Consider the following 20,310-nt stretch of genomic DNA (forward strand, 5'->3'; position numbering starts at 1 on the left):
GTCCTTGACCTGTATCAAATTCCACCTCCTTTGCCGGATTGCATTCAGATGAGCGTTAAGCCCAGGCCGCTGGCGCCGCAGATTGCCTGCGGGGACTGTCAGATCCGCCATCGCGCGGTCTGTGCCCGCTGCGACGGGGATGAACTCAGGGCGCTGGAAGAGATCAAATATTACCGCCGCTTTGAGGCCGGTCAGACCCTCGTGTGGTCCGGCGACCGGATGGATTTCGTGGCCTCAGTCGTCAATGGCATTGCCACGCTGACCCAGACCATGGAGGACGGGCGGCGGCAGATGGTGGGGCTTTTGCTGCCCTCTGATTTCGTGGGCCGCCCCGGTCGGGCACGGGCGCCCTATGATGTGACGGCCACCACGGATGTCATGCTGTGCTGTTTTCGCCGGGAGCCCTTTGAGGCCATGATCCGCGAGACACCGCATCTGGCGCAGCGCCTGCTGGAAATGACGCTGGATGAGCTGGATGCGGCGCGGGAATGGATGCTTCTGCTGGGCCGCAAAACCGCGCGGGAAAAGATCGCAAGCCTGCTGGCCATTCTGGCGCGGCGCAATGCAACGCTTCAGGCCCGGGCCGGGTCGGGCGGGACCATCACTTTTGATCTGCCGCTGACGCGCGAGGCGATGTCGGATTACCTTGGCCTGACCCTTGAGACGGTGAGCCGGCAGATTTCAGCGCTCAGGCGCGATGGGGTGATCCACCTCGAGGGCAAGCGGCACATCACCGTGCCGGATATGAACCGTCTGCTGAGTGAGGCAGGCGATGACAGTGACGGCGGTCTGGTTGACTGAGCCGCAATCAGGAAAGGTCTGCCGATGAAGCTGTTGTTTCTGGGCGATGTCATGGGTCGTGCCGGGCGCAATGCCATTTCGGGTCAGCTTGCAAAGCTGCGCGCGGACTGGGGGCTCGATTTTGTGGTGGTCAATGGCGAGAACGCATCAAGCGGCGCCGGGCTGACCATGGCGCATTCCAAAGCACTGCTGGAAGCGGGTGCCGATGTGGTGACGCTGGGCGATCATGCCTTTGACCAGAAAGACATGCTCAGCTTCATCGATAAAGAGCCGCGCATTCTGCGGCCGCTGAACTTCTCTAAAACCGCGCCGGGGAAAGGCGCGCGGGTCTATCAGGACCACCGGGGACGTAAGGTGCTGGTGACCCAGGTTCTGGGCCAGGTCTTTATGAAACGCCCCTTTGACGACCCCTTCTCGGCCGTGTTGCAGGTGATGCGCGCCCATCCCCTGGGCGGCCAGGTCCAGGCGGCGATTCTGGACATCCATTGCGAGGCCACTTCTGAGAAGATGGCCATGGGTCACTGGTGCGACGGCCATATGAGCCTTGTGGTCGGCACCCATACCCATGTGCCCACCGCCGATACCATGATCCTGCCGGGCGGCACCGCCTTTCAGTCGGATGCAGGGATGTGCGGCGATTACAACTCGGTCATCGGCATGCAGAAGGATGAGCCGATGCGCCGCTTCATCACCGGCATGCCGGGCGGGCGTTTTGAGCCTGCGGGTGGCGAGGCGACCCTGTCGGGCGTCTATGTTGAGACGGATGATAAGACCGGAAAGGCTCTGGTGGTGAAAGCCATCCGTGTGGGCGGGCGCCTGGCGCAGTCGACGCCGCTTTCCTGAGACGCCGCTTTCCTGAGCCGCTGCACCGCCTGCAGCGACGCAGGCCGCTTGCCGCTGCCGCGCACTCCTGCTCAGATGCAGCAGTTGCGTGGAGGAAGAGTAACGGATGCTCGGTTTTGAATTTTCTCAGCCCGTCATGGCCACTCTCGCCCTGCTGATCCTGGGCGGGATGTTTGTGCTGTTCCTGCGCGAAACCTGGCCGGTTGAGGTGGTGGCGATCGCCGGGGCGGCGCTGATGCTGGTGCTTGGCATTCTGCCGATGTCCGATGCCGTGGACAGCCTCTCGAACTCGGCGCCCTGGACCATTGCCTTCATGTTCATGATCATGGGGGGGCTGGTGCGCACCGGCGCGGTGGAAATGATGGTCTCAACCGTCAGCCGCCATGTGGATGATCACCCGAAGCTGACGGTGGTGGGGCTTTTTGCTTTTGTGGCGCTGGCCTCGCCCTTTATGAACAACACGCCCCTGGTGGCGGTGATGATCCCGGTGGTGATCCGGCTGGCCGTCCGTATCGGCACCTCGCCCTCCAAGATGCTGATCCCGCTGAGTTATCTGACCGTCATGGGCGGCATGATCACCCTGATCGGCACCTCGACCAATATTCTGGTGGACGGGGTCGCACGGCGGGCGGGGCTGGAGCCCTTTTCGATCTTTGAGATCGCGCCGCTCGGTCTGGTGATCACCCTGGTGGGCGCGGCCTTTCTGGCGCTGGCTGCGAAGAGCCTGCTGCCCGACCGGCAGTCTATGGGCACCCTGCTCACGGACCGCACGCGGCGGAAGTATTTTACGGAGATGGTCGTGCCCGAAGGCTCGGCGCTGATCGGCACAAAGGCCCTGGACGCGGATCTCTTCCGCCCCGACGGGGTGCGGGTGATCGATGTGCTGCGCGGCGATCTCTCGCTGCGCCGCAACCTCGCAGAGGTGATTTTGCAAGCCGGAGACCGGGTGGTGCTGCGCTCAGATATGGCGGAACTGCTGGGGCTGAAGGACCGGCCTGAGCTGACGCTTGCGGCGCGGGTCTCCTCGGTAGAGACCGAGACCGTGGAGGTTCTGATCACCCCGGGCTGCCGGATGCTGGGGCGACAACTGGGGGAGATGCGGCTGCGGCGGCGCTACGGCGTCTATGTGATCGCCGCGCACCGGCGCAATCAGAACATCGGGCGGCAGCTCGAGGATCTGGTGGTCCAGGTCGGCGATACCCTGCTGCTGGAGGGGGCGATTGCTGATATCCAGCGCCTGGCCGCCGATATGGACCTGGTGGAGGTGAACCGCCCCTCCGACCGTGCCTATCGGCGTGGGAAAGCTCCGATTGCAATTGCGGCCCTGGCGCTGGTGGTGGTGCTTTCAGCATTCGATCTGGCGCCGATCCTGGCGCTGGCGCTGGTGGGGGTGGCGCTGATCCTTGTGACGCGCTGCGTGGACCCGGATGAGGCTTTGTCCTTTGTCGACGGGCGCCTGCTGGCGATGATCTTTGCCATGGTGGCCGTGGGCGCCGGTCTCGATCATTCGGGCGCGGTGGGGCTGATCGTGGGGGGTGTTGAGCCCTGGCTGCGGGATCTGCCGCCCATGGCGCTGATTTTCTGCGTCTATCTTCTCGGGCTGATCCTGACGGAGTTTCTGTCAAACAACGCGGTGGCTGTGCTGTACACGCCGGTGGCCATCAGTCTGGCCAATGAACTCGGCCATGACCCGAGACCCTTTGTGGTGGCGGTGATGTTCTCAGCCACTTTGGCCTTTGCCACACCCATCGGCTATCAGACCAATCTGATGGTCTATGGCCCCGGTGGCTATAAATTCAGCGATTATGTGCGGGTGGGCGTCCCGTTGAACCTGATCACCTGCGTGATTGCGACGATTCTGATCCCGATCCTGTGGCCTCTGTAAGGGGCGGGGTTGCGGGAGAGGCTTTCCGCGCTTTATAGAGGCCCATCAACAGACACAGTCTCCCGGGAGAAGGTCACATGGCAGGCCATTCGAAATGGGCGAACATCCAGCACCGCAAGGGCAAGCAGGATGGCATCCGCTCCAAGATGTTCTCGAAGCTGGCGAAGGAAATCACCGTCGCCGCCAAGATGGGCGACCCTGATCCCGATAAAAACCCGCGTCTGCGTCTGGCCGTGAAAGCTGCGAAAGCCCAGTCGATGCCGAAAGACGTCATCGACCGCGCCATCAAGAAATCGCAGGGCGGCGATGCGGCGGATTACACCGAGATCCGTTACGAAGGCTATGGCGCAGGCGGCATTGCGATCATCGTTGAAGCGATGACCGACAACCTGAACCGCACCGCCTCAAACGTGCGCAGCTATTTCACTAAAGCGGGCGGCAATATGGGCCAGACCGGCTCGGTGAGCCATGGCTTCGACCGTCTGGGCGAGATCACCTATCCTTTGAGCGTGGGTGATGCCGATAAGGTCATGGAAGCGGCGATCGAAGCCGGTGCCGATGATGTTCAGACCGATGAAGACGGCCATTTCATCTACTGTGCGGTGGAAGATCTTTCGGCGGTCTCCGAAGCGCTGGAAGCAACACTTGGAGAATCGACCGAGTCGAAGCTGATCTGGAAGCCCCAGTCGCTGACCGAGGTGGATCTGGAAACCGCTCAGAAGCTGATGAAGCTGGTGGATCTGCTGGAAGAGGATGACGACGTTCAGACCGTCACCCATAACTTCGACGTCCCGGAGGATGTCGCAGCACAGCTCTGATCCGTCAGACGGCTTTCGCGCTACACATTTTGAAGCCCCCGGCCCCGCAGCGGACCGGGGGCTTTTTTCCTGCGGCAGCGGAAGAGGGGCTCTGCCCCGCCAGGGCTGCGCCCTGGCCCCCCGGAGTATTTTTGAAAACCCAAAGCCTCAAATGAGAAGACCCGGGCGCGATGGATGCGCCCGGGCCTGTTTCCCTTTGGGGACCTGGAACGGCCAGGATCAGAAATCCCAGTCTTCATCCTCGGTCGCTACGGCTTTGCCGATGACATAGCTGGAACCCGACCCCGAGAAGAAGTCATGGTTTTCGCTATCGGGCGAAAGGGCTGCGAGGATCGCCGGGTTCACTTCACAGACCTGCGGCGGGAAGAGGGCTTCATAGCCAAGGTTCTGCAGCGCCTTGTTGGCGTTGTAGTGCAGGAAGGCTTTGACGTCTTCGGTCAGGCCGATGCCGTCATAAAGCTCCTCAGTATAGCGCTGTTCAATCTCATAGAGATCAAACATCAGCGAGAAGGCGAAATCCTTCAATTCAGCCTTGCGCTCTTCGGACTGGGTCTCCAGCGCTCGCTGGTATTTGTAGCCGATGTAGTAGCCGTGAACGGCCTCATCGCGGATGATGAGGCGGATGAGATCGGCGGTATTGGTCAGCTTGGCGCGGCTGGACCAGTACATCGGCAGATAGAAGCCCGAGTAGAAGAGGAAGCTCTCAAGGAAAACCGAAGCGATCTTCTTTTTCAGCGGATCGTTGGCGGCCTTGTATTTATCAAGGATCGCATAGGCTTTTTGCTGCAGATGCGGGTTTTCTTCGGCCCAGCGGAAAGCGGCGTCCACTTCCGGGGTCGAGCAGAGCGTCGAGAAGATCGACGAGTAAGACCGCGCGTGGACCGCCTCCATGAAGGAGATGTTCGACAGCACCGCTTCTTCATGCGGGGTGACGGCGTCGGGCATCAGCGAGGGGGCACCGACGGTGTTCTGGATGGTGTCCAAAAGCGTCAGGCCGGTAAAGACGCGGATGGTGAGCTCACGCTCTTCCGGGCGCAAAGTGGCCCAGGAGGGAACGTCGTTCGACAGCGGCACCTTTTCCGGCAGCCAGAAGTTAACCGTCAGGCGGTTCCAGACTTCAAGGTCTTTATCGTCCTGCAGCCGGTTCCAGTTGATGGCTTTAAGCGGAGTGCGGGTCGCGGTGTCTTTCATCTTCGTCCCTGAAACAAGCGCCCCAAGGCGGGCGGCCCGTCCTGTGAAGCGACATCGCCGTGCCTTGGCTTTTTATAAATACTCCGGGGGTCCGGGGGCAGCGCCCCCGGCCTCACCGCGGTTTCACAGCGTGCAGCTGACGCAGCCTTCGACTTCCGTGCCCTCGAGCGCGGTCTGGCGCAGGCGGATGTAGTAGATCGTCTTAATGCCTTTCTTCCAGGCGTAGATCTGAGCGCGGTTGATATCGCGGGTGGTGGCTTCCGCCGGGAAGAACAGCGTCAGCGAGAGGCCCTGGTCGACGTGTTCGGTCGCCGCCGCATAGACGTCGATGATGGCATCGGGGCCGATCTCATAGGCGTCGCGGTAATATTCCAGGTTCTCGTTGTTCATGAAGGCGGCCGGGTAATAAACGCGGCCGATCTTGCCCTCTTTGCGGATCTCGATTTTTGCCACGATCGGGTGGATCGAGGAGGTCGAGTTGTTGATATAGCTGATCGAACCGGTCGGCGGCACCGCCTGAAGGTTGCGGTTGTAGAGGCCGTGTTTCATCACCTCGGCCTTCAGCTGCTCCCAGTCTTCGCGGGTCGGCAGAGCTTTGCCTTCAAAGAGACGCGTCACCTCTTCCGAGACCGGCAGCCAGTCACGGGTGGTGTATTTGTCGAAGAACTCGCCGCTCGCATATTTCGACTTTTCGAAATCTTTGAAGGTCGAGCCATGCTCCTGCGCCAGCAGGCAGGAGGTGCGGATCGCGTGATAGGCGATGGCCGCGAAATAGACGCTGGTGAATTCGACCGATTCCGGGCTGCCGTAGTGAATACGCTCACGCGCGAGGAAGCCGTGCAGGTTCATCTGACCCAGGCCCACCGCATGGGCTTCATCATTGCCGCGACGGATCGAAGGCACCGAGTCGATGGCCGACATTTCCGACACAGCCGTCAGCGCACGGATCGCCGCCTCAACGGTGGCGCCGAAATCGGGGCCGTCCATGGTGGCCGCGATGTTCAGCGAGCCGAGGTTGCAGGAAATATCCGTGCCGAGGTGCTTATAGGACAGATCGTCGTTATATTCCGAAGCCTCATTGACCTGCAGGATCTCAGAGCAGAGGTTCGACATGGTGATGCGCCCGTGGATCGGGTTGGCTTTGTTCACCGTGTCCTCGAACATCACATAGGGATAGCCCGATTCAAACTGGATCTCAGCGATGGTCTGGAAGAAGGCGCGGGCCTTGATCTTCTTTTTCTTGATGCGCTTGTCGTCGACCATCTCGTCGTATTTCTCGGTAACCGAGATCTCCGAGAAGGGCACGCCATAGACCTTTTCCACATCATGCGGCGAGAAGAGGTACATATCCTCATTCTTCTTCGCGAGTTCAAAGGTCACATCGGGAATGACCACGCCCAGCGACAGCGTTTTGATGCGGATTTTCTCGTCCGCGTTTTCGCGCTTGGTATCCAGGAAGCGCATGATATCGGGGTGGTGCGCGTTCAGATAAACGGCCCCCGCGCCCTGACGTGCGCCGAGCTGGTTGGCATAGGAGAAGCTGTCTTCCAGCAGTTTCATCACCGGGATGACGCCCGAGGACTGGTTCTCGATGCCTTTGATCGGGGCGCCCATCTCACGCAGGTTGGTGAGCATAAGGGCCACACCGCCGCCGCGCTTTGAAAGCTGCAGCGCCGAGTTGATCGAACGGCCGATCGATTCCATGTTGTCTTCAAGGCGCAGCAGGAAGCAGGAGATCAGCTCGCCGCGCGATTTTTTACCGGCGTTCAGGAAGGTCGGCGTCGCAGGCTGGAAGCGGCCCGAGAGGATCTCATCCATGAACTGCATCGCCAGCTTCTGATCGCCGCGTGCCAGCGCCAGAGCAACCATCACGACGCGATCCTCATAGCGCTCAAGGAAGCGCTGACCGTCGCGGGTCTTCAGCGTGTAGCTGGTGTAATATTTGAACGCGCCCAGGAAGGTCGGGAAGCGGAACTTCTTTTTGAAAGCCGCATTCCAGATCGCATGCAGAAACTCACGCGGATATTGCGCGAGGACTTCGGCCTCATAATAGCCTTCCTCGACGAGGTAATCGAGTTTTTCATCCAGCGAGTGGAAGAAAACGGTGTTCTGGTTCACATGCTGCAGGAAGTACTGCCGCGCCGCCATACGGTCGGCATCAAAGCGGATCTTCCCCTCATTGTCATAGAGGTTCAGCATCGCGTTCAGGGCATGGTAGTCCATGGCAGGTTTTACACTGTTGTCGAGCATTCCATCCCCCGGAATTTTTCAAGACCCGCTGTCACGCGGTCAATATCAGTATCGGTTCCCGACAGCTCAAAGCTGTAGAGAACCGGAACATTGCATTTAGCCGCAATCACCCGCCCCGCAAGGGCATAGGTGACGCCGAAGTTGCGGTTGCCCGCTCCGATCACACCGCGCAGCAGCGCGCGCCGCGCGGGATCGTTCAGAAAGCGGATCACCTGCTTGGGCACCGCGCCCCGCCCGTCCCCATCCGCATAGGTCGGACAGATCAGCACGAAGGGCTCATCAGGCACCGGCATCTCCTCTTTGGGAGAGGTCGGGATGCGCAGGGCCGCAAGGCCCAGGCGCGCCACAAAGCGGGCCGTATTGCCCGAGCCGGAAGAGAAATAAACCAGACCCGCCAAAGCGCCCGCCCGCCGATCAGGCCAGACGGCCGATCATGTCGGGACGGAAGCCCGCCCAGTGGTCTTCGCCGGCGATCACAACAGGCGCCTGACGGTAGCCGAGCGACTGGACCATCTCCATCGCAGCCGCATCCTGCGTGAGGTCGATCACGTCATAGGACAGACCCTTGGCATCAAGCGCGCGGGTCGTCGCCGTGCACTGAACGCAGGCGGGTTTGCTGTAGACGGTGATGGTCATTTCCTGACTCCTGTCCGAACTGTTAAGTGCCGCTCCGACCGATGCCCCGGCGACGTGACGGAGGATCCGCAGCGTGCCGGAGGCCGGGCACAGCGGCAGGCCTCTCACGACCCTCCGGGCCGCATATGCACAGACACGACTGCACACCCCCCCGGCATGTGCCGGCAGCCTGTCCATTCGTATCTCTACAGAGCTTTCCAGAGGTCTGCCGATGCGGCCAATGGCTGCGCCGGCGTCCCGTCCCGTATCCGGTTGACCCGTCCTCGTGACCCCTTCATTTCGCATCGGGGAGGCTTGGAAGTCAATCAGGGAAAACTGCTCGGGACCCCATATATTGGGGTTGACGTGGCAACTGCGTATATCTGTTGCGTTTTATCCACAGCACCCTGTGAACAACTTTCTGTGCCCGAAACCTGCTCAGAGCGCCTTTTCCCACAGCGCCGCAACATCGAGCATCCGGCAGGAAAAGCCCCATTCATTGTCATACCAGCCGAAAACCCGCACGATCCCACCCCCGGTGACCACCGTCTCGGGGAGCGCCATCACCACGCTTTCAGGGCGCGCCCGCAGGTCCGATGACACCAATGGCTTGTTCGTCCAGCCGATAACACCGCCCGCTGATTGCAGAATCGCGTTGACCTCTTCGGCCGTGCCATGATGACGCGGATGGAAGCTCAGATCGATGGCCGAGACGCTGGCCACCGGCACCCGCACCGCCGCACAGGACACGCGCCCGGCAATCTGCGGCAAGACCACATCGACCAGACGCCCCGCGCTGGTCGTCGTGGGCACCATCGACAGCGCCGCAGCCCGTGAGCGCGCCGGAGCCCCGCGCGGCGAATCCACCGTCGGCTGGCTGCCGGTGTAGCAGTGGATGGTGGTCATCCAGCCCGAGTCGACCCCCACCGTCTCCTCCAGCACCCGCAGCAGCGGGGCGAGCGCATTGGTGGTGCAGGAGGCATTGGAGATGATTTTCTGATCGGCCCGCAGACCCTGTTCGTTCGCCCCGAGCACCACGGTAAATTCCGCCGCCTCAGAAGGGCCGGAGATCAGTACCCGCCCCGCACCGGCCCGCAGACCCCGCGAGGCCACCTCCGGCGTATCGGCGCGTCCGGTGCATTCCATCACCAGATCAATATCGCTCAGATCCAGCTTTGAAAGATCCGCCTCACGGGTCAGGCGCAGGGGGCGTCCGGCCACCACCAGACAGCCCGGCTCCAGCCGGATCTCTCCGGGGAAGCCCCCGAAAACGCTGTCAAATTCGGTCAGATAGGCGACATCTTCGGCGCTGGCAATATCGTTCAGGGCAACAATCTCAATCCCCGGCCAGCGGCCCGAAATCCAGGCGCGCAGCACCGTGCGGCCAATCCGGCCCATTCCGTTAAGGGCGACCCGCATAGCCTGAACTCCCGCGCATCCGTGATTCGTCGCGCGGCAGACTGCGCCTCACCGGAGGGAACTTCCAGAGGGCGTGGCGCATAGCCGCCCCGCGTTTTCAGCAGGACCGCCCCCGGGCCGAGACCGGCCAGACCGCCTCAACCCGATCGCCGCGCAGCGCGACGTAATAATCGTGCAGATTGCAGGTCGGATCGCAATGCCCGGGCACAAGCTTCAGCCGGTTGCCGATCTGCAACCGCCCCTCCGGGTCGCGGATCTGGCTGTGCTCATCCGAGACAGCGGTGCAGGTCAAATCGGGGTGTCCGAACACCAGTGGCAGTCCTGATTCCATCGTCAGGCTCTTCAGCCCGGCGTCCAGAACCGCCTGGCCGGGCCTGGCGGTGCTGATCACCTGAGCCAGCACGAAAAGCGCGTTCTGCCACGGCCCCTCATCAAAGCGACGCCCCTCGATATCCAGGACCTGGCCGTAATCGGCATCCATAAAGGCATAGCTTCCGCATTGCAGCTCAGTGAAAACCCCCGAAGAAGTCTCAAAGGTATAGCTGCCGGTCCCCGCACCTGTGACCGTCTCAGGCGGAAGCCCTGCCTCGCGCAGCGCCCCGATCACTTCCGTCGTGCGCAAAATCGCCTCTGCGGCGGCAGCGCGGCGGGTGTTAAACTCGCTCAGATGCTGAACCGAGCCCTGATAGCTTTGCAGCCCCGCATAGCGCAGCCCCGGTGCCTCATCGATGGCCCGCGCCAGCGCCACGGCCTCTGCCGCGCTCTGGACCCCGCAGCGCCCTGCCCCGCAGTCATATTCCACCAGCACATCAAGCGAGAAGCCGTGCCGCGCCACCGCCACCGCCAGATCGGCCACCGCCTCAGGCGCATCCACACAGACCCCGATCCTGCCGCCGAAACGCGGCAGTTGCGCCAGCCGGTCGATCATGCGCGGATCGCGCACCTCATTGCTGATCAGAATATCCTTCACGCCCGCCCGGGCGAAAACCTCTGCCTCTGACACCTTCTGGCAGCAGATCCCGGTGGCACTGCCGATCTGCTCCTGCAGACGATAAACATCGACCGAGCGGTGCATCTTGCCATGCACCCGCAGCTTCATGCCATGAGTCTGCACAAAGGCACTCATCCGGCGCAGATTGCGCTCCAGCGCATCAAGATCAAGGATCAGTGCCGGGGTGAAAACCTCTGCCAGCGACATGCCGGGCAAGGCAGGCACATCAAACCCCGGTTCAAGCCCCGACAGATGCTCAGGAAGGGAAGACTGCTGCGCCATGATGCCTCGTTCAAACGCGCGCAGCAGAAGCAGCCCGCTGCGCGAAACTCCGGCACGAGGGGTGACGCGCAAATCCGCGCAGGTCAAGCCAAAGGGCGCCTGAGGCGTTTTAATTTCCGGCGATGTCTGGAGAGATTGGCAGGGGCAGCAGGGTTCGAACCCGCGACCTACGGTTTTGGAGACCGTCGCTCTACCAGCTGAGCTATACCCCTGTCGTGCGGCCTGATTAGGTATTTTGCGAAAGGCCGTCAAGCAGATATCCGCGCTAAACTTCGCGCCAGGACACTTTTTTCCGCACGCGCCAGACCGGAGGGCACTGCGTGAACCCCACACAGGTTTTGTCCGGCTGCCCCCCCTTTTCCGACGTCCGGGCCCTGCGACCATACCACACCGCATTTTATAAAGACGCTCTTCCCGGCCGCGTCTTTAAAACGGCTCTCAGAACGCGAGGGTCGCCGCCACGGCCCTTTGCCAGCGTGCACAATGCGCCTCGCGGGTCTCCTGCGACATCTGCGGAGTGAAGCGCCGCTCGGCAGCCCACGTACGGGCAAACTCCTGCGGGCCGGGGGCCAGATCAGAGGCCCAGGCCGCCAGCCAGGCAGCGCCGCGGGCCGTGGCCTCGGTGACATCGGGGCGATCCACCGGTGCGCCGAGAATATCGGCAATGAACTGCACCACCGCATCCGAATTGGCCATGCCGCCATCGACCCGCAGCACCATCCCGGCGCTGCCCTGCCAGTCTGCCTGCATCGCGCCGATCAGATCGCGGGTCTGATAGCCCGCCGATTGCAGCACGGCTCGGGCAATCTCAGCCCGGCCGCTGCGTGCACTCAGCCCCAGCAGCGCGCCTCGACTGTCGGGCGACCACCAGGGCGCGCCCAGACCCGAAAACGCCGGAACCAGCAGCGTGCCATCTGCGGGATCGGCCAGGGCGGCCAGGGCCTCCAGCTCATCGGGGCGGGCGATCAGACCGGGGCCGTCGCGCAGCCATTGCACCGCCGCTCCGGCCACGAAAATCGCCCCCTCCAGCGCATAGCTGACCTCTCCCTTCAGACGGGAAGCCACGGTGGTCAGCAGGCGGTGGCGCGACTGCACGGCCTGAGATCCGGTATTCAGAAGCACAAAGCAGCCGGTGCCATAGGTCGATTTGACCTGCCCGGGCGCAAAGCAGCCCTGCCCCATGGCCGCCGCCTGCTGATCCCCCGCCACACCCCGGATCGGCAGAGCCTGGCCCAGCACGCCCGGATCGGTCACACCAAAATCTCCCGCGCTGTCGCGAACCTGCGGCAAAAGCCCCATCGGGATGCGCCAGAGCGCACAAAGCTCTGCATCCCATTCCTGGGTGTGGATATTAAACAGCGCCGTCCGCGCGGCATTGGTCGCATCGGTCACATGCAGCCGCCCGCCCGTCAGATGCCAGATCAGCCAGCTGTCAACCGTGCCAAAGCAAATCTCCCCCGCCTCTGCCCGCGCGCGGGCGCCGGGCAGATGATCCAACAGCCAGGAGAGTTTGCTGGCCGAGAAATAGGGATCCGGCAGCAGGCCACTGCGGGTGCGGATCAGATCTTCATGGCCCGCCTTCTGCACCGCTTCACAGGCGGCAGCGGTGCGGCGGTCCTGCCAGACGATGGCCGGATGCAGCGCCTCTCCGGTGGCGCGGTCCCACAACAGGGTGGTTTCGCGCTGATTGGTCAGCCCGATCGCCGCCACAGAGCCGCGCGGCACGCGGGCCAGGACCTCGCGCGCAGAGGACAGAATACCATCGAGCAGTTCGCGCGGATTATGCTCCACCTCGCCCGGGCGGGGGTAGCTTTGCGTCACCGGACGCGCGGCGCTGTGAAGCGGGCGCAGGTGATCGTCAAAAAGAATCGCCCGCGATGAGCTGGTCCCCTGATCGAGGGCAAGAATGGTCATGGCACTGGTCTCCGTCCGGATCACGGCAGGATGTCGCTCAAATCCGGCCCCGGCAAGCCCGCGAGATGCCCCGGAGATATCCGAGTAAAACATTCGGACTTGCATCCGGACTGTTTTCGTCGGATTTAAGGCCCATCTGAACGCCCCGGAACACCGCCATGAGCAGCCAGCTGAACGGAGCCGCCTCTGATCTCTCTGATGCCCGCGCCAGCCGCGCGGAGCTTTCGCCGGAGGTGCCCTGTCACCAGGCCCTGGATCTGACAAAAGGTGGCGCCCTCGCAGGGATTGAGCTGAACGGACAGGTCTATGCCCTGCGGATCACCCGCCAGGGCCGGCTGATTCTGACGAAGTAACGAGTAAACGGACCCTGAAGATGATCGTCTGCCACTGCCTGTCGATTTCGGACCATGAGATCCGCGCCGCCGTCAAATGGATGCGCGCCGCGGACCCCGATACGATCATCACCCCCGGCAAAATTTACCATGCCCTCGGTAAACGCGCCGATTGTGGCGGCTGCATGCCGCTCTTTCTGTCGACCATGCGCGGCTGTGAGGAGTTCGGCGTGCAGACCGCACAGGACCGCCCGCCGGTGCTGCGCAGCCCGGCCCCCGCAAAGCGCGCCATCGGCTGAAATTTCCTGAAACGACTCGCGGATTTGCGCGTTCCCCTCTCGCAGGGGGTTGTGCTTTGCGCAGCGCAGAGGCGTGTCGGACGGAATGGTCCCTATTTTTAGAATTATTCTAAATTTTATCGCCGCGAGCATAGACAAACCGGCTGGGGCGGGATTACGCTCAGACGGCACAGCGCAACTGCCTGTGGCAGGTCCAGCAAAAGGAGCGCGCCATGAAGGGCGACAGCAAAGTTATTGAATATCTGAATGCCGCGCTGCGGTCGGAACTGACGGCCGTCAGCCAGTACTGGCTGCATTACCGGCTTCAGGAAGACTGGGGCTATGGCCGCCTTGCCGACAAAAGCCGCGAAGAATCCATCGAAGAGATGCGTCACGCTGACCGCCTCATCGCGCGGATCATCTTCCTTGAGGGGCACCCGAATCTGCAAAAGCTTGACCCGCTGCGGATCGGTCAGACCCTGCGCGAAACCCTTGAGTCCGATCTGGCCGCCGAGCATGAGGCCCGCACTCTCTATATCGAAGCGCGCCGCTATTGCGATGAGGCAGGCGATTACGTCAGCCGTCAGCTGTTTGATTCGCTGATCGCGGATGAAGAGGGGCACATCGACTTCCTCGAAACCCAGCTCGGCCTCTTTGATAAGCTGGGCGAAGAGCGTTACGGCCTGTTGAACGCCAAACCCGCCAATGAGGCGGAATAAACGCAGCGCGACAGCCCTGCCAGATGGCCGCCCCCGGGGCGGCCATTTTCATAAGAGATCTCAGGCCCTGCCCTGCAGCAGCGACCAGAGTTTCACCGGCGGGAAGGGCATATCGGCATAACCCACCCCCTGAGAGGCAAGCGCATCGCGCACCGCATTGGCCACCGCCGCCATGGCCCCCACCGTCCCGGCTTCGCCGCAGCCTTTCATGCCGAGGCTGTTGGCCGTTGAAGGCACCGGCGCGAAACCGACCGAAATCATCGGCACATCGGCTGCGCGTGGCATGGCGTAATCCATGAAGCTGCCGGTCAGAAGCTGGCCGGTCCCGTCATAGACCAGGGCCTCGCCCAGCACCTGACCAAGGCCCTGCACCACCCCGCCATGCACCTGCCCCAGAACCAGCGAGGGGGCGAGGATCGTGCCGAAATCATCAACGATGTGATAGCGATCAACCGTCGTGGCTCCGGTTTCGGGATCAATCACCACCTCGCACAGATGCGCGCCATTGGGGAAAGAGCGGGCGGGAAGCGTGGCCTCCGCGCGGTGCGACATCAGATCGTCGCGACCCGCCTCCCGCGCAAGGGCCGCGGCCTCCTGGAGGGTGAAGCTGCGGTTCTGGCCCGGCAGGCCAAACCGGCCCTCTGCGAACTCGGGCAAGGCCCCGAATTCCGGCGTCAGAAAATCGGCAAAGGCGGCGGTCATCTGCGCCACATTGGCCCGGGTCGCATGGGTCTGCACCGTGACCGAGCGCGAGCCGCCGGTGCCGCCCCCGGTGGCGATCAGATCGCTGTCGCCCTGGATAACGGTGATCTCCGCCGCCGGGATTCCCGTTTCATGTGCCAGAAACTCGGCAAAAACCGTCTCATGCCCCTGACCATTGGACTGGGTGCCCACCCGAAGCGTCACCCGCCCGTCCGGCAGAAACTCAATCTGCGAGGCCTCAGAGGGCGCGCCCATGATGGCCTCAATATAGCTTGCCACCCCCATACCCCGCAGAAGGCCGCGCCCAGCATCGTCGCGGCGGCGGGCCTCAAAGCCTGCGGTATCGGCGGCGGCCTCCAGCTGACGCAGCGCGGCGTGGAAATCGCCAACGTCATAAAGCTCTCCGCTGGCGGTCTTATAGGGGAACTGACGGATGAAATTGCGGCGGCGCAGCTCAAAGCGGCACAGGCCAAGCTCCCGCGCGGCATGATCCATCAGGGTTTCCAGCACATAGATCGCTTCGGGCCGCCCCGCGCCGCGATAGGCATCGGTCTGACAGGTATTGGAATAGATCCCCTCTGCCGTCAGCAGGGCTGCAGGGATGTCATAAACCCCGGTCAGCACGCGGGCGAACATCTCGGACTGCACGCCCTGACCGAACTGCGAATTATAAGCCCCGAGCGCCGAGCGGTTGTGCACGCGGTAGCCCAGGATGCGGTGATCCTCATCAAAAGCCAGCTCCGCCCTTGAAATCAGATCCCGCCCGGCATTGTCACTCAGCATGGCCTCGGACCGGTCGGACATCCAGAAGACCGGCCGGCCCAGCGCCCGGGCCGCAGCGGCAATGACGATATATTCGGGATAATTCATCGCCTTCATGCCAAAGCCACCGCCCACATCGGGGTTGGTGACCCGCACCGCCTCCGGGGGCAGGTCGAGTTGCGCCGCAAGCTGGGCCTTTTGCCCCCAGACGCCCTGGCCGTTGACGCAAAGATGGAGCCGCGCCCCGTCCCATTCGGCAAATGCCCCGCGCGGCTCCATGCTGGCGGCAGCGACCCGGTGATCCGCAATTTCAAGCGAGACATGGCGCGCGGCCACGGCAAAAGCCTGCTCTACAGCCTCTGCATCGCCCAGCGCAAAGCGGTAACCGATATTCTCAGGGGCCTCAGGGTGCAGAAGCGGACCACCGGGCGCGAGATCGGTTTTGACCGGCAGATCCTCGAGATCCGCCACAATCGCCTCGACCCCGTCGCGGGCGGCAGCGGCACTTGTGGCGACCACGCAGGCGATCAGCTCTCCGGCAAAACGCACCACATCGCGGGCGAGGACCGGGCGCTCCGGCCCCGCCCCCGGCTGCCCGTCAGGACCATTGACCCGATATCCGCGCATCGCGGGTTTCACGCCCGCCGCCTCAAGATCGGGGAGTGCCCAGACCAGCTCCACCCCGGGCAGGGCGCGGGCCGCTGTCAGATCAAGGGCCGTGAGGCGGGCATGGGCCACCGGCGCACGCAGGAAAGCCGCGTAAAGCGCCCCTGAGGGGACCAGATCGGCCACATAGCGTCCCTCGCCTTTCAAAAAGCGCAGATCCTCACGTCGCCCGCCCTGCGCCAGCCCGAACTTATCCTGCATATCCCGCCCCCCCTTTTTCACCGGAAGGTTAGGAGAGCCCCGCCGCTGCGGCAAGCAAAGCCTGCGGGTGGACGGTCACCGATCGCCGGTCGCGGGCCAGCGCAGCTTACTGAACAAAGCGCAGACCCGGATGGCTGGCGTGATAAACCGCAGCACCGCGCGGCACCCGTAAAATCCGCGCAAGGCGCAAAGCGGCGGCGATCAGCGCCGGATCCATCCGCCCGCGCCCGAGAGCGGAGATCTCCTCCCGGGCCAGAGGGGTCAGATCCTGGCGCATGGCGCGCAGCAGCCGCAACAGCGCCGCCTCATCCGCGCTCAGCCGCTGGCGGGCGTGGAGATCCAGCGGATCATGCACCGCAAGCTCCCCGCCCCGCAGCGAGAGCAGCGCCTGCACCAGATCCGCCGCAGCGCCCGCGATCTCAAGCCCGGTCACATCCCCCCAGCGCTCGGTCGCAATGGTGAAAGCATTAGCCCAGGCCTGACTTTCCGGGCGCAGATTGGCGATGGCGAAATGGCGCAGCACCGACAGCACCCCGCGCTCGGTCGGATCGCAGCCAAAACCGGTGACGGTCTGCACGGCCTGAGAGGCAGCAGCATCGGCAGAGATCGGGCGCGGCGCGGTCATAACGGGGTCCTTCCAGGGAAAATCTGCCTTCTCCTGGTATTTTTGTCGGAAATAGGCAAGCCGCAATCCGGCACGTTCCCATAGTCGTCAGACAAAAAAGCCCGGAGCGGCTGCTCCGGGCTTTTCTGCGCCTCTTTACGCATCAGTAGTCCTGCGGGGCCTCGCGGCGGACGCGCACTTTGTCGATGGCGCGGCCGTCCATCGCGATCACCTCAAACTCCAGCGGTCCGGCCTTCACACGGTCGCCTGGCACCGGAAGGCGACCAAGCTGCCACAGCACATAGCCTGCCAGCGTGGAGTAGCGCTCTGCCTCATCGGCAAGATCAGCCTCCAGAAGGCGCGAGGCATGACGGATGTCGATCCAGCCATCGACCAGCCAGGAGCCGTCTTCGGCCTGTTCGGCGGTCAGCGGGGCCTCATCCTCATCGGGGAAATCCCCGGCGATGGCTTCCAGCACGTCGGTGGGCGTTGCGATCCCTTCAAACGAGCCGAATTCATCGACGATCACCGCAAGCTGCACCGGCGATTTGCGCAGATGCTCCATCAGGCGCAGCACATCGACGCTCTCATGCACCACCAGCGGCTGACGGACCGAGCGCTCAATGTTGATCGCCCCCTCGGTCAGCAGATCGCGCATCAGATCGCGGGCCAGAGCCACACCCACAAAATCATCCAACGAGCCACGCGCCACGATGAAGCGCGAATGCGACTGGCTGAGGATCTGGCTGCGGATCTCGTCCTGCTCTGCGTTGAGATCGATCCAGTCAACCTCAGCGCGAGGCGTCATGATCGAGGTGGCGCGGCGCTCGGCCAGGCCCAGAACTCCCTCGATCATCTCTTTCTCTTCCGGCGCGAAAAGCTCCTGCTCGGCGGCCTGATCGGCGATGGCGTCGCCCGAGCCCAGATCCACATCCGAACGCTTCCCGCCCAGCAGACGCAGCACGGCAGAGGCGGTGCGGTCACGCAGATCGCCCGAAGTGATATAGCGCTCGCGGTTTTTACGACCGATCTGGTTCAGCGCCTCAATGCCCACCGAGAAGCCGATGGCAGCATAGAGATAGCCTTTGGGGACGTGATAGCCGAAGCCTTCAATAATCAGCGAGAAGCCGATCATCATCAGGAAGCCAAGGCAGAGGATCACCACCGTCGGATGCTTCAGCACAAAGGCCATCAGCGATTTCGCCATAAAGAGCATCACACCCATGGCGACGATCACCGCGATATACATGATCGACAGATGCTGAACCATGCCGACCGCCGTGATCACACTGTCGAGCGAGAAGACCGCATCGAGCACCACGATCTGCAGAATAACCTGCCAGAAGGCGACCTGAACAACGCCGGTCTCTTTCTGCTCAACATGGCCCTCAAGCCGCTCGTGCAGCTCCATCGTGCCTTTGAACAGCAGGAAGACGCCGCCGAAGATCAAAATCAGATCGCGGCCTGAGAAGCCAAAGCCCGCAATTGAGAACAGATCCGCCTGCAGCGTCACGATCCAGGCGATCGAGGCCAGCAGGATAAGGCGCATACAGAGCGCAAGCCCAAGGCCAAGCAGCCGGGCTTTGTCGCGTTGATGCGGCGGCAGTTTTTCTGCCAGAACCGCTATAAAGACAATGTTGTCGATGCCCAGCACGATCTCAAGAATGATCAGTGTGGCCAGTCCTGCCCAGGCGGCAGGATCCGACATCCACTCAAATAACATGGAAGTTTTCTCCGAAGGAGGTATGCAGCCCGCTGCCTGCAAAGCAGGGATCAGAGGCCGGCTTGCTGCACCAGACACGAAGTCGTGCCTGCGTTCCGCTCATCCTGAAAACCGCGATTGCGCCCCGCGATCGGGGCGCGCTGCTTCGCTCCCCGTCGGGGCTTTCAGCGGCGGGGGAAGATCCCGCAGGGACGGCCGGAGCCGCGGATGAGCTGTCAGAACTCTGCATCGGGTCAGTTTATGATCTATCCCCGCCCTCTGCAAAGCGGAAATTACAGCCCCTCTGCGCCATGATCCCGCGGCATCTCTCCGGCCCGGTTCACCTCGACCGTGGCATGTTCAATGCCAAAGCGCTGCGCCAGACGGTGCCGGACAAGATCGGGCAGATCCAGCGGGTCGCTGCCCGGAGCCGGGGTGACATGAACGGTGGCCACATAGCGCTCATCCGTCAGGGTCCAGACATGGGCATGTCCCGCCTCAGCCACCTCAGGCAGGCCGGCCAGGTCCGCGCAGATCACCTCAGGGGCCAGCCCCTCGGGGGTGCCCTGCAGCAGCACATGCAAAGAGGCCCTCACAAGCCCCCAGGCAGAGCGCAGCACCAGAACGGCCACCAGAACCGAGAGAATCGGATCAAGCACGGTCCATCCCGTGAGCATAATGCCAACAGAGGCCCCGATCGCCCCGACCGAGCCCAGAAGATCGCCGATCACATGCAAAAGAGCGCCCCTGAGGTTCTGATCGCCCTTTTCACCGCGCAGGAGCACCCATGCCCCGATCAGATTGACCAGAAGCCCGATCACCGCCACCACCAGCATGGGACCGGCCAGCACCTCAACCGGGGCGCGCAACCGCGACACGGCCTCCCAGGTGATCCAGGCCACCAACAGCAAAAGCGCCGCGCCATTGGCCAGGGCCGCCAGAACCCGCACACGGTGATAGCCATAGCTTGCCCGCTGATCTGCCGCGCGGCGCGCCACGCGATAGGCCACCAGCGCCAGCGCCAGCGCCGCCGCATCCGACAGCATGTGCCCCGAATCCGCCACCAGCGCGAGCGAGCCGGAGAACCAGCCCCCCGCCGCCTGGATCAGCGCATATCCCGCCGTCAGCACCAGAACGGCAAAGATCCGCCGTTCATTGCTGCTGCTGACCTTGGGTGCGTGGCTGTGGGCGTGACCGTGATGATCGTCCCCATGATCATGCCCCGCCGCAGAATGGAGGTGACTGTGGGTATGCGGCTGCCCCGCGTGCTCTGCGGTCTGCCGTCCGGGACGTTGCTCGGTGTCAGCCATCTGTCCTCACTTTCGAATCAATCTG

General features: G+C 62.9%; 18 protein-coding genes and 1 tRNA gene. 7 read left to right on the plus strand and 12 right to left on the minus strand.

The features are described from left to right. The first annotated feature begins 48 nt into the window (after positions 1-48). The 4 genes from fnrL to EP867_RS11730 all read left to right on the plus strand — a co-directional run bounded on the left by fnrL (position 49) and on the right by EP867_RS11730 (position 4,347). A complete protein-coding gene (gene fnrL / locus EP867_RS11715; protein WP_128489409.1) occupies positions 49-801 on the plus strand; it encodes a transcriptional regulator FnrL in 753 nt (250 codons plus the stop codon). A gap of 24 nt (positions 802-825) precedes the next feature. Continuing rightward, positions 826-1,644 carry a TIGR00282 family metallophosphoesterase gene (locus EP867_RS11720; protein WP_128489411.1) on the plus strand — a complete coding sequence of 273 codons (819 nt, stop codon included), beginning with the start codon at positions 826-828 and terminating at the stop codon, positions 1,642-1,644. A 106-nt stretch (positions 1,645-1,750) separates the two neighbouring features. Then, complete coding sequence (locus EP867_RS11725) at positions 1,751-3,529, plus strand: SLC13 family permease (protein WP_128489413.1); 1,779 nt, start codon at positions 1,751-1,753, stop codon at positions 3,527-3,529. Between the two features lie 77 nt (positions 3,530-3,606). Then, positions 3,607-4,347: a YebC/PmpR family DNA-binding transcriptional regulator gene (locus EP867_RS11730; RefSeq protein ID WP_128489415.1), complete on the plus strand. Its 741-nt coding sequence runs from the start codon at positions 3,607-3,609 to the stop codon at positions 4,345-4,347. A 219-nt stretch (positions 4,348-4,566) separates the two neighbouring features. Here the strand turns inward: EP867_RS11730 and nrdF are convergent, their stop codons facing one another. The 8 genes from nrdF to glpK all read right to left on the minus strand — a co-directional run bounded on the left by nrdF (position 4,567) and on the right by glpK (position 13,009). Next, a complete protein-coding gene (nrdF, locus tag EP867_RS11735) occupies positions 4,567-5,538 on the minus strand; it encodes a class 1b ribonucleoside-diphosphate reductase subunit beta (RefSeq protein WP_128489417.1) in 972 nt (323 codons plus the stop codon). A gap of 123 nt (positions 5,539-5,661) precedes the next feature. Beyond that, on the minus strand, positions 5,662-7,788 hold the full coding sequence (gene nrdE, locus EP867_RS11740; RefSeq protein ID WP_128489419.1) for a class 1b ribonucleoside-diphosphate reductase subunit alpha: 2,127 nt from the start codon (positions 7,786-7,788) through the stop codon (positions 5,662-5,664). Continuing rightward, positions 7,770-8,186 (minus strand): class Ib ribonucleoside-diphosphate reductase assembly flavoprotein NrdI, encoded by a 417-nt coding sequence (gene nrdI, locus EP867_RS11745; RefSeq protein ID WP_128489421.1) that lies wholly within the window; start codon positions 8,184-8,186, stop codon positions 7,770-7,772. The genes nrdE and nrdI overlap by 19 nt, the downstream gene beginning before the upstream one ends. 16 nt (positions 8,187-8,202) lie before the next feature. Then, positions 8,203-8,424 (minus strand): glutaredoxin-like protein NrdH, encoded by a 222-nt coding sequence (nrdH, locus tag EP867_RS11750; RefSeq protein WP_128489423.1) that lies wholly within the window; start codon positions 8,422-8,424, stop codon positions 8,203-8,205. A gap of 417 nt (positions 8,425-8,841) precedes the next feature. Next, positions 8,842-9,822: a type I glyceraldehyde-3-phosphate dehydrogenase gene (locus tag EP867_RS11755; protein WP_128489425.1), complete on the minus strand. Its 981-nt coding sequence runs from the start codon at positions 9,820-9,822 to the stop codon at positions 8,842-8,844. Between the two features lie 97 nt (positions 9,823-9,919). Then, positions 9,920-11,095, minus strand: coding sequence for a DSD1 family PLP-dependent enzyme (locus EP867_RS11760; protein ID WP_128489427.1), 1,176 nt, complete (start codon positions 11,093-11,095; stop codon positions 9,920-9,922). Between the two features lie 136 nt (positions 11,096-11,231). Next, positions 11,232-11,307 (minus strand) — tRNA-Trp (locus tag EP867_RS11765). 226 nt (positions 11,308-11,533) lie between these two features. After that, entirely contained in the window at positions 11,534-13,009 is a 1,476-nt protein-coding gene (gene glpK / locus EP867_RS11770; protein ID WP_128489429.1) for a glycerol kinase GlpK, read from the minus strand. 158 nt (positions 13,010-13,167) lie between these two features. Here glpK and hemP point away from each other — a divergent pair, with 158 nt between their 5' ends. From hemP to bfr, 3 genes are all read left to right on the plus strand, one after another. Then, complete coding sequence (hemP, locus tag EP867_RS11775) at positions 13,168-13,362, plus strand: hemin uptake protein HemP (protein WP_128489431.1); 195 nt, start codon at positions 13,168-13,170, stop codon at positions 13,360-13,362. 20 nt (positions 13,363-13,382) lie between these two features. Further along, positions 13,383-13,640 (plus strand): (2Fe-2S)-binding protein, encoded by a 258-nt coding sequence (locus EP867_RS11780; RefSeq protein WP_128489433.1) that lies wholly within the window; start codon positions 13,383-13,385, stop codon positions 13,638-13,640. A gap of 212 nt (positions 13,641-13,852) precedes the next feature. Then, positions 13,853-14,338 carry a bacterioferritin gene (bfr, locus tag EP867_RS11785; protein WP_128489435.1) on the plus strand — a complete coding sequence of 162 codons (486 nt, stop codon included), beginning with the start codon at positions 13,853-13,855 and terminating at the stop codon, positions 14,336-14,338. Positions 14,339-14,398: 60 nt separating this feature from the next. Here the strand turns inward: bfr and EP867_RS11790 are convergent, their stop codons facing one another. The 4 genes from EP867_RS11790 to EP867_RS11805 all read right to left on the minus strand — a co-directional run bounded on the left by EP867_RS11790 (position 14,399) and on the right by EP867_RS11805 (position 20,285). Continuing rightward, on the minus strand, positions 14,399-16,669 hold the full coding sequence (locus EP867_RS11790; RefSeq protein WP_128489437.1) for a xanthine dehydrogenase family protein molybdopterin-binding subunit: 2,271 nt from the start codon (positions 16,667-16,669) through the stop codon (positions 14,399-14,401). 106 nt (positions 16,670-16,775) lie between these two features. Continuing rightward, a complete protein-coding gene (locus tag EP867_RS11795; protein WP_128489439.1) occupies positions 16,776-17,294 on the minus strand; it encodes a hypothetical protein in 519 nt (172 codons plus the stop codon). Positions 17,295-17,436: 142 nt separating this feature from the next. Next, positions 17,437-18,996, minus strand: coding sequence for a TerC family protein (locus tag EP867_RS11800; RefSeq protein ID WP_128489441.1), 1,560 nt, complete (start codon positions 18,994-18,996; stop codon positions 17,437-17,439). Between the two features lie 272 nt (positions 18,997-19,268). Next, the gene (locus EP867_RS11805; RefSeq protein ID WP_128489444.1) at positions 19,269-20,285 is read right to left on the minus strand and encodes a cation diffusion facilitator family transporter; all 1,017 of its coding nucleotides are present in this window, start codon (positions 20,283-20,285) and stop codon (positions 19,269-19,271) included. Positions 20,286-20,310: the final 25 nt, after the last annotated feature.

The organism is Falsigemmobacter intermedius, assembly GCF_004054105.1.
Taxonomy (GTDB): Bacteria; Pseudomonadota; Alphaproteobacteria; order Rhodobacterales; family Rhodobacteraceae; genus Wagnerdoeblera; species Wagnerdoeblera intermedia.

Excerpts from the sequence above, each read along its gene's own strand:
- fnrL (WP_128489409.1), top strand. The coding sequence starts at position 49 with ATGAGCGTTAAGCCCAGGCCGCTGGCGCCGCAGATTGCCTGCGGGGAC.
- EP867_RS11720 (WP_128489411.1), top strand. The coding sequence starts at position 826 with ATGAAGCTGTTGTTTCTGGGCGATGTCATGGGTCGTGCCGGGCGCAAT.
- EP867_RS11725 (WP_128489413.1), top strand. The coding sequence starts at position 1,751 with ATGCTCGGTTTTGAATTTTCTCAGCCCGTCATGGCCACTCTCGCCCTG.
- EP867_RS11730 (WP_128489415.1), top strand. The coding sequence starts at position 3,607 with ATGGCAGGCCATTCGAAATGGGCGAACATCCAGCACCGCAAGGGCAAG.
- nrdF (WP_128489417.1), bottom strand. The coding sequence starts at position 5,538 with ATGAAAGACACCGCGACCCGCACTCCGCTTAAAGCCATCAACTGGAAC.
- nrdE (WP_128489419.1), bottom strand. The coding sequence starts at position 7,788 with ATGCTCGACAACAGTGTAAAACCTGCCATGGACTACCATGCCCTGAAC.
- nrdH (WP_128489423.1), bottom strand. The coding sequence starts at position 8,424 with ATGACCATCACCGTCTACAGCAAACCCGCCTGCGTTCAGTGCACGGCG.
- EP867_RS11755 (WP_128489425.1), bottom strand. The coding sequence starts at position 9,822 with ATGCGGGTCGCCCTTAACGGAATGGGCCGGATTGGCCGCACGGTGCTG.
- EP867_RS11760 (WP_128489427.1), bottom strand. The coding sequence starts at position 11,095 with ATGGCGCAGCAGTCTTCCCTTCCTGAGCATCTGTCGGGGCTTGAACCG.
- glpK (WP_128489429.1), bottom strand. The coding sequence starts at position 13,009 with ATGACCATTCTTGCCCTCGATCAGGGGACCAGCTCATCGCGGGCGATT.
- hemP (WP_128489431.1), top strand. The coding sequence starts at position 13,168 with ATGAGCAGCCAGCTGAACGGAGCCGCCTCTGATCTCTCTGATGCCCGC.
- EP867_RS11780 (WP_128489433.1), top strand. The coding sequence starts at position 13,383 with ATGATCGTCTGCCACTGCCTGTCGATTTCGGACCATGAGATCCGCGCC.
- bfr (WP_128489435.1), top strand. The coding sequence starts at position 13,853 with ATGAAGGGCGACAGCAAAGTTATTGAATATCTGAATGCCGCGCTGCGG.
- EP867_RS11790 (WP_128489437.1), bottom strand. The coding sequence starts at position 16,669 with ATGCAGGATAAGTTCGGGCTGGCGCAGGGCGGGCGACGTGAGGATCTG.
- EP867_RS11795 (WP_128489439.1), bottom strand. The coding sequence starts at position 17,294 with ATGACCGCGCCGCGCCCGATCTCTGCCGATGCTGCTGCCTCTCAGGCC.
- EP867_RS11800 (WP_128489441.1), bottom strand. The coding sequence starts at position 18,996 with ATGTTATTTGAGTGGATGTCGGATCCTGCCGCCTGGGCAGGACTGGCC.
- EP867_RS11805 (WP_128489444.1), bottom strand. The coding sequence starts at position 20,285 with ATGGCTGACACCGAGCAACGTCCCGGACGGCAGACCGCAGAGCACGCG.